Raw genomic sequence first — 14593 nt, forward strand, 5'->3', positions numbered from 1 at the left:
CGACGGCGCAATGCGCCTGCCGGCTCCGGCGCTGGCGTGCGTCATCCCTTCCTGCGGAACAGCGAGATCACCGCCAGGATCAGGAACACCACGAACAGGATCCAGGCGATGTTGCTGGCCGCGCCGGCGATGCCGGAAAAGCCCAGCAGCGCGGCGATGATGGCGATGACGAAGAAGACGATGGCGTAATGGAGCATTGGGATCTCCCGTGTGTGAGAACTCGGGCTCCATCCTCGGCAAACCGCGGTGGCGGCATGGTGACGGGGACGTGATCGCCAGATGATGGGCGCCGGCGCGCCTCAGCCCGCCGCCTGGGCGCTGGCGCGCAGGCGGCGCAGCCCTTCCTCAATCGACACCTTCGGCACATAGCCGAAATCGCGCCGCGCCGGCTCCATCGAATACCAGTGCGGCGTGCACAACTGCTCGGCGAGGAAGCGCGTCATCGGCGGTTCGCCGCGCAGGCGCAGCAGCGGCCACAGTGTTTCGCAGACCGCGCCGATGCGGTAGGCGGCCTTGAACGAGATCGACTTCTCCACCGCCGGCGCGCCCATGGCCGCGAGCAGTTTGTTGAGCAGTTCGCGCATCGGCAGCGGCTCGCCGTTGGAAATGAAATAGGCCTTGCCGGCGCAGGCCGCGCCCGCCACCAGGTGGTCGAAGGCGTCGAAGTGCGCCTGCGCGGCGTTGTCGATGTAGGTGGTGTCCACCTTGTTCAGGCCGTCGCCGACGAAGCGCAGGCGCCCGGCGCGGGCGCGTTCGGCCAGGCGCGGCACCAGCTGGTTGTCGCCCGGCCCCCAGATCAGGCGCGGGCGCAGCGCCACGGTCGCCAGCTCCGGGCCGTTGGCGGCCAGCACTTCCTGCTCGGCGACGGCCTTGGTGGCCGCGTACGGCGCCTGGAAGTCCTCGCCGTAGGGCACTTCGTCCGCGCCCAGCCCTTCCACCGGATGGGTGGCGCGGTGGGTCACGCTGGGCGTGGAGGTGTAGACCAGCCGGCCGATGCCGTGCGCGCGGCAGGCGTCCAGCACGTTGCGGGTGCCCACCACGTTGGCCTGGAAATAACTGTCGTAGCTGCCCCAGGCGCCGGCCTTGGCGGCGTTGTGGAACACCGCGTCGACGCCGGCGGCGGCATGGCGCACCGCATTGGCGTCGGCCAGGTCGCCGCGGATCTGGCCCACGCCCAGCGCGGCCAGGGCCGGGTAATGGCCGCGGTTGAAACTGAGCACGTCATGCCCGCGCTCGACCAGCCCGCGGCACAGCGCCTGCCCGAGGAACCCACCGCCGCCTGTTACAAGAATCTTCATCCGTCTTCGTCGTCCTGCTGTCTTGAAGGCCCCCTCCGCGACTTGTCCCCCGGCAACGCGCGCAGGGAGGGCGTACGTCCCCTCCCTGTTGTCGCAGGCAAGGGGAAGGCAGCGGAGGGGCGCCGTTGCCCTGCTCGATCGCACGCAGGATATCCTCCAGCACCGCCATCGTCCTCATCAGCACGTCATCGTTCCAGTAGCGCAACACCCGGTAGCCCAAGCTCTCCAGCATGGCGGTACGCACCTTGTCGTATCCGCTGTTTTGGAGATGCTGCCCACCATCCAGCTCGATCACGAGTTTCAAGCTTGGACAGGCAAAATCCGCCACGTAACCGACCATCGGCATCTGCCGCCGGAAACGATGGCCACCGAGATGGCGGTTGCGCAGATACCGCCACAGATGGCGCTCAGCGTCGGTGGCGTTGTTGCGTAGCTGCCGGGCGCGATGACGAAGCTCGTCCATGATGGCCTTTCCGTTGGGAAGCGGGAGTAAAAGCTAACCCCTCCCCGACCCTCCCCTTCGCCTTCGGCGAAAGGGAGGGAGAAACGCTCACAGTTCGCCGCGTACTGTTCCTACCCCCTCCCTTGCGCGCAGCGCGGGGAGGGCCGGGGAGGGGTGCTTTTTGCCTCACACCAGACCCGCCGCCCACAACGCCAGTTTCTCGCGGCCGATCTTGGCGTTGTGGCGGATGTCGACCGGGAACGCCGGGTGGCACAGGTAATGGCCGATGCCGGCCAGGTGCGGATGGCGCGCGGCCAGCGCGCGCAGCTGCGGTTCGACCGCCGCCGCGTCGGCGCCGGGCAGCCGCTCGTAGCACAGCACCGGCAGCTGCCGGCCGGGTTCGCCCACACCGACCAGCGCGGTGCGGCGCACGCCGGGCACGGTGTTGAACACCGGCTCGGCCTGTTCGGTGTACAGCGGGCCGGCGGCGGTTTCCACGCGCTGGGTCTTGCGCCCGCAGAACCACAGCCGACCCTGCGCGTCGAACCAGCCGACGTCGCCCATGCGGTGCACGATGCGCGCGCCGCCATCGGCCAGGGTTTCGCGGATCTTGGCCGCGGCGGTGGCCTGCGGGCGGTTGTAGTAGCTGTCGGTCGCGGTGGGGCCGGCCACGGTGATCTCGCCGACCTGGCCGGCGGGCAGCTCGCGTACGCCGCTCCAATCAGGGATCGGCGCGTCGTCGATGGCGATGATGCGCACCACGTTCGGCGCCACCACGCGGCCGACACAGGTGCCGGCGCCGGCCTCGGTCGCCGCGCGGGTGTCCACAAGTTCGCGGCCCTCGATCACCGCCACCGGCAGGCATTCGGTGGCGCCGTAGGGCGTCCAGAACTGCGCGTCCTCCGGCAGCAGCTGGCGCATCTTCGCCACGGTCTGCGGCGGTACCGGCGCGCCGGCCGAGGTCACCCGCGTCACCGTCGGCAGCGGCTGGCCGTATTCGGCCAGCACCCGCATCAGCGCCGGCGAGCCGAACAGCTGGGTCACGCCGAACCGGGCGATGGCGTCGTGCAGCTTGCGCGGGTCGGCGCTGCCGGGCCGGGTCGGGTCCATGTCCGGGATCACCGAGGTCAGGCCCAGCGCCGGGTCGAACAGCGCGAACGGCGGGAAGGTCGGCAGGTCCACGCCGCCGGCCTCCATGCCGAAGGCGTTGCGCAGCAGTTCGACCTGGCCAACGAAGTGGCGGTGGCGGTAGACCACGCCCTTGGGCACCCCGGTGGAGCCGCTGGTGAACAGGATCGCGGCCACATCGTCGGGCGCGGTGTCGGCCAGCTGGCTGCCGGCACCGGCCCCGGCGGCCTCGATCTTCGCCAGCGTGGTGCCGCCCCAGCCCCAGCGGCTGCCGACCGTGACCAGCCGCGTGGCGGATTTCGCCCAGCCCAGCAGCAGCCGCGCCACGTGCGCGAGCGGGATGCCGATGAAGGCCTGCGGCTGCGCCTCGTCCAGGCACTGGCGCAGCGCGCGGCGGTCGATGCCGGGGTCGACCAGCACCGGCACCGCGCCGATCTTGAACAGGGCGAACATCAGCAGGAAGAACGCCGGCCCCGGGCGCACCATCACCACGGTGCGCACGCCGCGGCCGATGCCATGCGCGGCCAGGCCGGCGGCGATGGCGTCGCTGCGCGCGTCCAGGCTGCGGTAGTCCAGGGTGACGTCGTAGGCGGCCATGCCGCCGGCGCCGGGCCGGCCCGGGCAGCGGATGGCGACCTGGTCGGGCCGTTCGCGCGCCAGTTGCGGCAGGCGCGCGGCGATGTTGCACGGTTCGTTCATCTTCCTATTGTCGCCGCTGAAGAAAATTCTTGCGCGCGGCCCGGGCGCGTGGAAAATTTTCCGCCTCCCCTGCCCATCCCGCCGCCCGAAGGCCGGCCGCCATGCTCCATCCCTGCCTCACCTGCGGCGCCTGCTGCACCCAGTACCGCGTCGCCTTCCACTGGATGGAATCGGACGAGGTCACCGAGGGCGGCGTGCCGCACGAACTGACCGAGCGCCTGGACGCGCACCGCCTGTGCATGCGCGGCACCTATTCGGACCCGATCCGCTGCGTGGCGCTGGATTCGGAGATCGGCGTGTATTCGCGCTGCAGCATCCACCCCAACCGGCCCAGCGTGTGCCGCGAGGTCGATGCCTCGTGGGAGTACGGCAAGGCCAGTTCGCAGTGCGACCGCGCGCGCATTGCCCACGGCATGGCGCCGCTCACCGTGGCCGACTGGCGCTGGCGCGACGGGGCGGACAACGACGACGACCATCCCGACGACAGCGGCAACAGTCCGTCCTCCCCGCCGAACACCCCCGTCGCGGCGTAAGCGCGGAACCGCGCCACGCCTTCATGGACTGCACTCCGCTGCGGTCCCTTCGCGTCGCCCAGCCGGTAGGAGCGCACTTCAGTGCGCGACGGGGATTCACCGGCAAAGCCTCATCGCGCACTGAAGTGCGCTCCTACGGGATCGGAGCCGAGGCTCAGCCGATCGGATTGCGCTCCAGGAACGCGCGCACCGCCGGCACGATCACCTCGTGCTTGTCTTCCAGCACGTAGTGGTTGGCGTCCTCGAAGGCCATCACCTCGGCCTGCGGCAGCGCCTTGCGGAAGCCGGTGAGGAAGTGGTGGTCGAAGCAGATGTCGCGCAGGCCCCAGGCGATGAACGCCGGGCGGTCGGCGAAGGACGGCAGCGCCGCGGCGGCACGCTCCAGCAGCGGCCAGGCCCTGTCGGCCGGCGACAGCGGGATGTCCTGCATGAAGCGGATGGTGGCTATGCGGTTGTCCCAGCTGTCGTAGGGCGCCACGTAGGCGCGGCGCACGTCGGCCGGCATGCGGCGCGAAACGCCCAGCCACGAGGCGCCGGCCGAGAACGCATTGAAGGTGCGGATGAACCATTCGCCCGGCTTCCAGTGCCGGCCCATGGCGATCTGCCACGGCATCGGCTTTTCCGCCGGCAGCGGGAAGGCGGCGGTATTGGTGATGACCAGCCGCCTGACCTGGGCGTGGTGCGACAGCGCCCAGCCGAAGCCGATCATGCCGCCCCAGTCATGCACCGCCAGCGTGATCGGCCCGGTGATGCCCAGGTGGTCGAGCAGCGCGGTGACGTCGTCCACCCGCGACTGCAGGGTGTAGTCGTAGCGGCTGTCGTCGGGCTTGTCGGACAGGCCCATGCCGATGTGGTCCGGGACGATGCAGCGATATTTATCGCTCAAGCCGTTGACCAGGTGCCGCCACAGGTAGCTCCACGACGGATTGCCGTGCAGCATGACGACCACCTCGCCGTCGCGCGGGCCTGCGTCGATGTAGTTCATCGACAGGCCCGGACGGACCTCGAAACGGCGGGTGGTGGCGGGATAACCGGGAAAGTTCAAGCGCGGACCTGTCTGGATCGGATACGTCCGCCGCGGACGCTGCCGGCGGCGGACGATGGACGGATGGCCCGTTGCGGGCGCGGCAGATTGTCGTGCCAAACCGCCGGATTGACCAGTTCGGAAGCGCCGCTCAGCCGCAGCTCGTCTTGAACGACGCCGACGAGGCGGACCCGATCGACAGCAGGATCACCCGGCAGCTCTGCCCGGCCGCGCTCTGGTAGGCGATGGAATCCCCGCTTTTCAGCCATCGGGTCTGGTCGTCCTGCCCACCCGCGCTGACGCTGACCTGTGCGCTGGAGGAGCGGATCGTCTGCACGCCCAGCACCGAGGATGCATCCAGCGCCATCCCGGTGTTCTCGGACAGGATGATGTCGTAGCCGCCCTGGACCCCCGACTGGCGGCCGGCCACCTGCGACAGCCGCTCGTTCTCCTGCCTGGCCAGCGACAGCTGGGCGAACAGGCCCGCGTTCATCGCCTTCATCTCCCCGACCGCTCCCTTCACCTCGGCCAGCGCCGCGCGTCCGCCGCCGTCCACCGAACTGCCGAGCGCGCCGAGGCTGTCCTGCAGTTTCTTGAACGCGGCATCCTGGTCTTCCTTCATGCGCACCAGGTAGGCGTCCGGATCGCGGAACCTGTCGCGCACATGGCCATAGGCCTCGCTGCCCGCCACGCCCACCGCGAGCAGGGCCAGCGCCACCAGCGTGCGCTTGACCGGTTCGCCCTTGCTCGCGCTGTCGCGCTGCCCCCAGTACCAGCCCAGCGCGCGCCGGATCATCCCCTGCCGTGCCGGCGGATCGCTCTTCTCCACCGCAGCACCCTTGTCGTTGTCCCTGTTTTCCATGACGCCCCCTGATGGCTCGATAGCGCGAAGCCGGCAAGCGCGCTTCGCGCTCCGAGCATAATCCAGGCACAGGCGTACCGCCCGCACGCTTCCAGCCATGGGAGAGGAAGAAGGACATGCACGACTTCGATGCGCTGATGGCACGCATCCGCGCCTGCCGGCTCTGCCAGGCGCAGTTGCCGCTGGGCTGCCGGCCGGTGCTGCAGGCCTCGCCGGGCGCGCGCCTGCTGATCGTCAGCCAGGCGCCGGGGCGCAAGGTGCACGAGAGCGGCATTCCCTTCAACGATCCCAGCGGCGAGCGCCTGCGCGACTGGCTGGGCATCGACCGGCCGACGTTCTACGACGCCGCCAGGGTCGCCATCGTGCCGATGGGCTTCTGCTTCCCCGGCACCGGCAGCAACGGCGACCTGCCGCCGCGCCCCGAATGCGCCCCCACGTGGCACCCGCAGCTGCTGCCGCGGCTGGAGCAACTGCGGCTGACGCTGGCGATCGGCCAGTACGCACAGGCCGGCCTGCTCGGCGACCGACGCGGCCGCACGCTCACCGGGACCGTGCAGGCCTGGCGCCAGCACCTGCAGCGCGGCGTGCTGCCGCTGCCCCACCCCAGCCCGCGCAACCGGCTGTGGCTGGCGCGCAACCCGTGGTTCGAAAGCGACCTGCTGCCGGTACTGCGCGCGCGGGTGGCCGACGCGCTGGTGGGCTGAGCCGGCCGAGCACCGCGATCCCCATGCCGGCCAGCGCCGGATACCGCCAAAGCGGAACGTCGCGGCTGCCGATCTGATCCGCTGCGATCCGCGCGGATGCGGGATCCAGGCCCGCAGCGACTACCATGCACGCCCCACCCATCCAGCGGCCGCCATGTCCACGCCTCCCTCCTTCCTCGACGACAACCAGATCGAACGGCTGTCCAGCCTGCTCGAGCAGCGCGCGGCGCCGTTCAAGGGCCTCAACCTCGAAGCGCTGGACGGCTTCCTCTCGGCGCTGGTGGTGGCGCCGGCGGCGGCGGCGCCCAGCCAATGGCAGCCGCAGGTCTGGGGCGGCCAGCCGCCGCGCTGGAACAACGAGGACGAAGCCCTCCAGGTCCAGCAGCTGCTGATGGGCCACTGGAACATGTGCGCCGCACGCGCGCGCTTCGAAGGGGAGGACCTTCCCGACCACCTCGCGCCGCTGATGTGGCTGCCGGAAAACCCGGAGCAGGCCGAGGAGGCCCTGGCCGAATCCGAGCTCGATGTCGGCCGGGACTGGGCGATGGGCTTCTTCACCGCGGTCATGCTGCATGAAGCCGAATGGGACACCTGGCTGGACGAACACGCGTGGATCGAGGAGATCTTCGACCTGCTCGACCAGCTGGCCAGCGGCGAACGGATCGACCCGGAGAACCCGGAGGCCCCGCCGGCCAGGGTCACCTACCGCGAACGCCTGGATATCTGCATGGAGCTGCCGGCGATGCTGGCCGACCTCAACCACCACCGCGTCGACGCCCTGACCCCGCGCGTGCCGATCCGCCGCGAAGCGGAACCCGGCCGCAACGACGACTGCCCCTGCGGCAGCGGGAAGAAATACAAGAAGTGCTGTGGGCTGAACTGAGCAGGCGCAGGCCTGCCCTGCCCGCCAATGCCGGGCAAGGGAGCCCCGGCCTGCCCGAACGCGGAACACCGGGCCGGGGTTTGCATCCCCAGCCTATCCGCCCCGCGTAGATTCCGCGCTCGCCCGGCGCGTTCCAGCCCCGTGTCCAGTGCGCCCCAGACCTCGCCTCGCCTCGCGTCAGGTTCCGGTTCCGGTTCCGGTTCCGGCGGGATCATCACCACGCGCCAGCAGTTCGAACAGGGCGTGATTGATGTAGTAGTTGTTGCGCCCCGATCGTACTTTTTCCAACACGCCGTCAGCAGCCAGCGTATCGAGGTACTTGGTCGCGGTAAGGCGGGAAACGCCGAGATCGCGGCGCAGGAAATCGACCCGCGTATAGGGGTGGTTGAACAGGTTGTTGATCAGGTCCTGGCTGTAGAACTTGTATTCGCCACGGATGCGTTGCTTGGTCTGCTGCAACAGCGTCTTGATCGCCTGGACCGTACCAAGCGTCTCCGTGGCGGTGACCTCCACCGCCCGCAGCATGTACAGCACCCACTCCTCCCAGTTGTCATCGTCACGCACGCTCTGCAACAGGCGGTAGTAGTCCGGCTTGGTACGCACGATATGACGGCTCAGGTACAGCACCGGGATATCGAGCAGGCCTTCCTTGACCAGATAGAGCACATTGACGATGCGACCGGTTCGACCATTGCCGTCGTAGAACGGGTGGATGCTTTCAAACTGATGATGGATAAGCGCCATCTTCACCAATGGATCGACCGCGCAGGGCGGGTCGTCATGGATGAAGCGCTCCAGCTCCTCCATCAACCGACGCACTTCATTGGCGTCCTGTGGCGGTTCATACACCACACGACCAACGCCATCGCGCAGCGCCGTGCCCGGCAACCGGCGGAACCCGGCCTGGTTGCATTCCAGTTGCTGCTGGATGCCGAGGACGGTGTTGAGGGTCAGCAGGCCACTCTCTCGTACCTGTCGATGACCGGCTCGCAGTGCCTGACCGTAGCGCAATACTTCCTTAGTGGCAGTGCCAACCGCTTCGGCGGGGTCATCCTCACGATACAAGTCGTCCTGGGTGGTGACGATGTTTTCGATGGCCGAACTGTCACGCGCTTCCTGCAAGGTAAGCGTATTGATCAGGATGTTCTGGTTGGGAATGCTGGCGGCCAACCCCTTGAGTTCGGCCAGCGCACGGTTGGCCGATACCAAGGCACGGAACACGGGCACCGTTTCAAAACGGCGAGGATCAATCCGCGACAGGGGTGCCAGCACCATGATTCCCCCGTTAGCCGGTGGCTAAAAGAAACAGGGGTTTTTTATACACGTCCATTTCATCGTGTACAAATTTTCCTGTTTTCTTTACATGTATCCAGCCCCGGGGCCAGAAACACGAACGCCCGCAGGCAGGACCCGCGGGCGTCCGGAAGCGATAGGAAGCGGTTCCGTCGTTGCTTACCAGACCACCTCGGCCATGGTGCAGTTCAGGCCCGAACCAATGCCCATCAGCGCGACGCGGTCGCCCTTCTTGAGCTTGCCCAGCTGGCGCAGCTTGCTCAGCACGATGGGCACCGAGGCCGGGCCGACGTTGCCGTGCTCGCCGAAGATGGTCATCACCTTCTTCGGGTCGATGCCGAAGGCCTTGATGAAGGCATTGGTGTGCGGTTGGCTGACCTGGTGGATGACGAACTGGTCGATCTCGTCCACCGCCCAGCCCAGCGCCTGGCGGGTGGCCTCGAAGGTCTTGGTGGCCAGCTTGATGCCTTCGATCAGCAGCAGGCGGGTGTCGGTGACCATGCGGTCCAGGTTGCCCACGCACAGCTTGTTCCACTGGTTGGCCGCGCGGGTCACGCCGCCCTTGTAGCGCGGCGCGTCGGGCACCAGCTCGGCGCGGGCCAGCACCATGGCGGCGGCGCCGGAACCGGTGGTCAGCGCCGCGAACTCGTCGCGCAGCTGCTGGGCGGTGACGTCCGGGGCCATCATGCGCTCCAGGGTCTTTTCATAGACCAGGTTGGAGCTTTCGCCGTCGACGATCAGCGCGTAGTCGATGTCGCCGCGTTCGATCATGCGCGCGGCCACGTCCATGCCGTTGATGAAGGCCAGGCAGGCATTGGCGATGTCGAAGGTGACGCAGTCGTCGCCGATGCCCAGGTTGCCGGAAACGATGGAGGCGGTGGACGGCTCCAGGTAGTCGCGGCTGACCGAGGTGTTGACCAGCAGGCCGATGCGGTCGGCGGATACGCCGGCGTCTTCCAGCGCCTTGCGTCCGGCCATGGTGGCCGCGTCCGAGGCCTGGGTACCCTGGTCCCACAGGCGGCGCGCGTGGATGCCGGCGACATCGCCCAGCATGTCCGCACGGATGCCCAGACGGTCCAGCGTCGGCTGCAGCCGCTCGTTGATTTCCTTGGAGGTCAGGGTGTGCGGCGCGTCGACATGCGCCAGTCCCGCGATCGAGACATTCTGGAAAGGCATCGGAAGGCGCCAAGACTCAGGCGAAGGGGGCGTCATTCTAGCGGCTGCATCCTCTTGACGCATCTTTAACGGTTTACGGCCGCTGCGTATGGACGCCGGACGGTCACGCCGCCCGAGCAAAGCCTTGGCCGGCAAGGCGGTTGCGGCCGCCGGAGCGCTCCTGGAAGCCCGGTCCGCGGACAGCGGAACGGGCGGGGCGTTCGATACGGCGAAGGACCTCGGCGCTTCGGCAGCCGATGCAGGCCATGCCGGCGTGTTGGGGCGCGTCCGGTTCGCGGACCTTCGTCAGGCGGCGCGAGGCCGTCGAAGACCGAGCCGGAGGCGCAGGGACGTCAGCGGCACTGCCAGGCGCTGTAGCGCTGGCTGCCGTCCGCCGGCGGGGCCAGGGCCTGGATGGCGTTGGCGCCGGCGCTGGGCGCCTCGTTGCGCGCCAGGGTTTCCAGTTCTTCCTGCACGCGCAGCGGGTTGCGGTTGTAGAAGCCGACCTTGCTCTTGACCGAGACCACGATCTCGCCCTTGGCCACGCAGCCCGGCGCCACCGGGCCGGCCGGCAGCACGCGCACCGCCTTGCCCCCGCTTTCGATCGGCACCCAGGTGCAGGCGGCGGTGCTGGCGATCAGGGCGGACAGGATCAGAAGGCGCATGGGAGGGTCCTTTGGGGGATCGGCACGGATTGTGCCGTGCAGGGATGAATCGGTGATGATCCGCGGCCCGCCCGGCGAAGGGCGAGCCGCGGCAGGCCTTACTTGCCGGCCGGCACCGGGTTGCCGTCGCCGTCGATGACGATCACCTCGCCCAGGCCCAGCGCGCGCACCGGCGCCTCGGTCTGCTTGAGGTCGCCGACCACCACCCAGGTCAGCTTCGACGGGTCCAGCGTCTTCGCCGCCTCGGCCACCTGCGCCGGGGTCATCGCCTCGATCTCGGCCTTGCGCTTGAACACATAGTCGTCCGGGCGCTGGTAGCGCACGATGCCGCCGATGGTGCTCATCACCGCCGAGGCGGTTTCGTACGCGCCCGGCAGGCTCAGCGTCTGGATGTTGCGGATGCGCGCGACCTCCTCGGCCGTCGGCGGGCGCTGGCCGCTGGCGAACCGGCTGATCTCGGCCTGCATCTCCTTCATCGCATCGCCGGTCTTGTCGATCTGCACCGGCGCCACCGCCATCCACGGCCGCTGCCCCAGCGCGCCGCTGGCGCTCGAACGGGCGCCGTAGGACCAGTGCTTGTCCTCGCGCAGGTTCATGTTCAGGCGCGAGGTGAAGTCGCCGCCCAGCACGCCGTTGGCGATGTCGAAGCGGGTCGCGCCGGCATCCATCGTCGACGGCACGACCTGGCCGGCGAACAGGTTGGCCTGCACCGCGCCGGGCTGGTCGATCAGGTACACGCGGGCCTTGTCGGGACGGGCGACCGCGGACGGCGCCCCCACCTTCGGCGCCGCGCCTTCGCCCTTCCAGTCGCCGAGCTGGCGCTCCAGCAGCGGCACGATCTCCTTCAGCGTGGTGTCGCCGACCACGACCAGAGTGGCGTTCTCCGGGCGCACCCAATCCTTGTGGAAGGACACCAGGTCGTCGCGGCCCAGCGCCTGGATCGCGGCTTCGTCGCCGCTGCCGGTGAACGGGATCGCGTACGGATGGCCCTTGCCGTACAGCAGCGGCGGCAGCACGCGCATCGCCACCGCGTTCGGGTTGACCTTCTCCTGCTTGATGCCGGCGATCCAGGTGGCCTTGATGCGGTCGATCTCGCCCTGGTCGAAGCGCGGCGCGCGCAGCACGTCGGCGTACAGGGCCAGCGACGGCGCCAGGTTCTCCTTCAGCGCCGACAGGTAGACGTTGGCGCCGTCCAGCGAAGCGCCGGCGCCGATGCGCGCGCCCAGCGCGTCGGCGGCATCGGCGAAGGCCAGCGAGCCGAGCTTGCCGGCGCCTTCGTCGAGCATGCCCATGGTGAAGTTGGCGGTGCCCGGCTTGCGGCCCTGGTCGGCGGTGAAGCCGCCCGGGAACTCGTAGCTGAACTGCACCACCGGGATGTCGTGGCGCTCGGCCAGGACCACCTGCGTGCCGTTCTTCAGCGTGGCGCGCTGCAGCTGCGGGAACTTCAGTTCGGGGAAGGCCGCGGTCTTGGGCACGCCGGCGCTGCGGTCCACCTGCGAGGGCAGCGCGCGGTACTTGGTGTCGACCGCCGGCACGTCGAACGGCGCCGGCTTGCCCGACGGCAGTTCCTCCAGCGCCACGCGCTCGCCCGGCTCGACCACCAGGGTGTGGTCGCCCACGCCCAGCCACTTCGCGCCGGCCGCCTTCACGTCGGCGGCGCTGGCGTTCTGGATGTTGGCCAGCGAGGTGCGGAAGCAGCCCGGGTCGCCTTCGTACACGGCGCACTCGGCCAGCGCGTCGGCCTTGCCGCCGAAACCGCCGATGCGTTCGATGCCGCGGATGAAGCCGGCGCGGAACGCGGTCTTGGCGCGCGCCAGCTCATCGGCGCTGGGGCCGTTGGCGACCAGCTTCTTCAGCTCCTCGTCGATGACCGCTTCGACCTTGGCCGGGTCCACGCCCTGCTTGACCGTGGCCATGATGATGAAGTTCGAGCCCAGCTGCGACGGGCCGACCATGGTGCCGATGTTGTCCACCAGCTTGTCCTGGTGCAGCAGGCGCTGGTCCAGGCGCGAGGACTTGGCGCCGCCCAGCACCTGCGCGAACAGCTGCAGCTGGTCGATGTCGGTGGTGCCGACCTGGGCCACGTTCCAGGCGCGGTAGATGCGCGCCTGCGGCACCTTGTCGGTCATCACCTCGCGGGTGGACGCGGCGCGCTGGGCCACGTCCACCTTCGGCTGGGCCATGGTCGGGCCGGCCGGGATGTCGCCGAAGTAGCGGGCGACCTTTTCCTTGGCGGTGGCCACGTCGATGTCGCCGGCCAGCACCAGCACCGCGTTGTTCGGGCCGTACCAGGTGCGGAACCATGTCTTCACGTCGTCCAGCGAGGCGGCGTTGAGGTCGTTCATCGAGCCGATCACTCCGTGGTGGTACGGGTGGCCGGCCGGGTACAGGGCGCGGGTCAGCTTGTCCCACACCTGGCCATAGGGCTGGTTCTCGCCCTGGCGCTTTTCGTTCTGCACCACGCCGCGCTGTTCGTCGAGCGCGGCCTGGTCGATCGCGCCGAGCAGGTGGCCCATGCGGTCGGACTCCATCCACAGCGCCATGTCCAGCGCGGTGGTGGGCACGTTCTGGAAGTAGTTGGTGCGGTCGGTGTTGGTGGTGCCGTTCTGGTCGGTGGCGCCGACCTGCTTGAAGGGTTCGAAGAACTCGCCGTCGTGGTTTTCGCTGCCCTGGAACATCAGGTGCTCGAACAGGTGCGCGAAGCCGGTGCGGCCGGACGGTTCGTCCTTGGCGCCGACGTGGTACCAGATGTTGACCGCCACGATCGGCGCCTTGCGGTCGGTGTGCACCACCACGCGCAGGCCGTTGGGCAGGGTGAACTCCTCGAACGGAATATCCACCGACGGCGCGGCGGCCGGGGCTGTCGCCGCGGCGGCCAGCGGCGTGCCGGCAAATCCGCCGAGGGCGATGCCGAGCGCGGCGGCGAGAAGGGCGGTCCGGGGTGCAGCTGCGTTCATCCCACTTTCCTTGAGCAATGAATGTGAACGCCGATCCTAACCGCGCGCGCATCGGGCGGCATACGCCATGGGTCATGGGTGACGGGGGGCATGCGCGGGTCCAGCAGCGCGCTGTATGGGTGCGACGCGCGCACGGACGGGCCGCATTCCGGCACCGCAGGCCTTTCCATCGGCGGCCGGCCACCTGCCGGAACCGCCGCACACCACGTCCGATGTCCGCGGACACAGGCCTCCAGCCGGGGGTGTCCGGACAGCGGACACTTCGATCCGAGAAAATATCCTTATCAATCAATCGACTGGAGTTGGCACGCATCCTGCTCGTCTAAAACTGCGACCAGGAGCGATCAAATGATTCATGACTGGACGCTGAACAAATCGAAGGAAAGCGAAAAATTCCTTGCATCCCGAGATTTGGTGTATTACTTTACTACCACACCACCGTTCACACACACCAAACAGGCCCCGCCATGAACACAAAGTCCTTCGCCATCGCCATCGTCCTCGCCGCCGGCTTCGCCGCTTCCGCGCATGCCGCCGACATTGTCACCCTGGAAACCGTGCAGGTCCGCCCGTCCGCCGACCAGCTGGCCCAGGCCGAACATGAGCGCAGCAGCGCCATCCCCACCCTGTCGTCGGTGCAGGTGCGCCCGACCGCCGGCCAGATCGTCGAGCTGGCCGCCGAGCAGGCCGCCGCCCAGCTGGCCGCGCATACCCCGGTCGCGATCGGCGCCAGCATCGGCCAGTGGATGGTCTCGCTGCCGGCCATCACCGTCCGCCCGGATGCGCAGCAGGTCCAGGCGCTGGCCACCGAACTGGCCACCGGCACCCTGGGCCAGGTCGCCAACGGGATGGTCGCCAAGTGAGCCATCGTCCCGATCCGGATCTGTCCGCGTCGCAGTCCCACGCGGCATCGCCCGCCACCGGCCACGGCGGCGCGGACAGGTCCTAGC

Annotated in this window: 14 protein-coding genes; 4 read left to right on the forward strand and 10 right to left on the reverse strand. The window is 68.9% G+C overall.

What is annotated here, in order from left to right; all coding sequences use genetic code 11:
* Positions 1-41: 41 nt before the first annotated feature.
* The 4 genes from ABTV91_RS01170 to oleC form a co-directional block, all read right to left on the reverse strand.
* Entirely contained in the window at positions 42-197 is a 156-nt protein-coding gene (locus ABTV91_RS01170; RefSeq protein WP_082443529.1) for a DUF1328 domain-containing protein, read from the reverse strand.
* Positions 198-299: 102 nt separating this feature from the next.
* Complete coding sequence (gene oleD / locus ABTV91_RS01175; protein ID WP_433852822.1) at positions 300-1298, reverse strand: 2-alkyl-3-oxoalkanoate reductase; 999 nt, start codon at positions 1296-1298, stop codon at positions 300-302.
* Positions 1222-1761: an endonuclease domain-containing protein gene (locus ABTV91_RS01180; protein ID WP_433852823.1), complete on the reverse strand. Its 540-nt coding sequence runs from the start codon at positions 1759-1761 to the stop codon at positions 1222-1224. The genes oleD and ABTV91_RS01180 overlap by 77 nt, the downstream gene beginning before the upstream one ends.
* A 165-nt stretch (positions 1762-1926) precedes the next feature.
* Positions 1927-3567 (reverse strand): olefin beta-lactone synthetase, encoded by a 1641-nt coding sequence (gene oleC, locus ABTV91_RS01185; protein ID WP_433852824.1) that lies wholly within the window; start codon positions 3565-3567, stop codon positions 1927-1929.
* 101 nt (positions 3568-3668) lie between these two features.
* Here oleC and ABTV91_RS01190 point away from each other — a divergent pair, with 101 nt between their 5' ends.
* Positions 3669-4100 carry a YkgJ family cysteine cluster protein gene (locus ABTV91_RS01190; RefSeq protein WP_433852825.1) on the forward strand — a complete coding sequence of 144 codons (432 nt, stop codon included), beginning with the start codon at positions 3669-3671 and terminating at the stop codon, positions 4098-4100.
* 154 nt (positions 4101-4254) lie between these two features.
* Here ABTV91_RS01190 and ABTV91_RS01195 read toward each other — a convergent pair whose 3' ends face one another.
* Positions 4255-5145 carry an alpha/beta fold hydrolase gene (locus ABTV91_RS01195; protein ID WP_433852826.1) on the reverse strand — a complete coding sequence of 297 codons (891 nt, stop codon included), beginning with the start codon at positions 5143-5145 and terminating at the stop codon, positions 4255-4257.
* A 130-nt stretch (positions 5146-5275) separates the two neighbouring features.
* Entirely contained in the window at positions 5276-5986 is a 711-nt protein-coding gene (locus tag ABTV91_RS01200) for a hypothetical protein (protein ID WP_433852827.1), read from the reverse strand.
* 116 nt (positions 5987-6102) lie between these two features.
* Between ABTV91_RS01200 and ABTV91_RS01205 the strand changes: the two genes are divergently transcribed.
* A complete protein-coding gene (locus tag ABTV91_RS01205) occupies positions 6103-6690 on the forward strand; it encodes a uracil-DNA glycosylase family protein (protein ID WP_433852828.1) in 588 nt (195 codons plus the stop codon).
* Positions 6691-6844: 154 nt separating this feature from the next.
* Entirely contained in the window at positions 6845-7573 is a 729-nt protein-coding gene (locus ABTV91_RS01210; RefSeq protein WP_433852829.1) for a UPF0149 family protein, read from the forward strand.
* A gap of 177 nt (positions 7574-7750) precedes the next feature.
* Here the strand turns inward: ABTV91_RS01210 and ABTV91_RS01215 are convergent, their stop codons facing one another.
* From ABTV91_RS01215 to ABTV91_RS01230, 4 genes are all read right to left on the reverse strand, one after another.
* Positions 7751-8845, reverse strand: coding sequence for a Fic family protein (locus ABTV91_RS01215; RefSeq protein ID WP_433852830.1), 1095 nt, complete (start codon positions 8843-8845; stop codon positions 7751-7753).
* A 180-nt stretch (positions 8846-9025) separates the two neighbouring features.
* Positions 9026-10042, reverse strand: coding sequence for a 3-oxoacyl-ACP synthase III (locus tag ABTV91_RS01220; RefSeq protein WP_433852831.1), 1017 nt, complete (start codon positions 10040-10042; stop codon positions 9026-9028).
* Positions 10043-10374: 332 nt separating this feature from the next.
* Entirely contained in the window at positions 10375-10686 is a 312-nt protein-coding gene (locus ABTV91_RS01225; RefSeq protein ID WP_433852832.1) for a DUF4156 domain-containing protein, read from the reverse strand.
* 98 nt (positions 10687-10784) lie between these two features.
* Positions 10785-13643, reverse strand: a complete 2859-nt coding sequence (locus tag ABTV91_RS01230) for a M16 family metallopeptidase (protein WP_433852833.1) — start codon at positions 13641-13643, stop codon at positions 10785-10787.
* Positions 13644-14110: 467 nt separating this feature from the next.
* Between ABTV91_RS01230 and ABTV91_RS01235 the strand changes: the two genes are divergently transcribed.
* Positions 14111-14506, forward strand: coding sequence for a hypothetical protein (locus ABTV91_RS01235; RefSeq protein WP_433852834.1), 396 nt, complete (start codon positions 14111-14113; stop codon positions 14504-14506).
* Positions 14507-14593: the final 87 nt, after the last annotated feature.

Origin of the sequence: Stenotrophomonas nitritireducens, assembly GCF_050984405.1 — a bacterium.
Classification (GTDB): domain Bacteria; phylum Pseudomonadota; class Gammaproteobacteria; order Xanthomonadales; family Xanthomonadaceae; genus Stenotrophomonas; species Stenotrophomonas nitritireducens_B.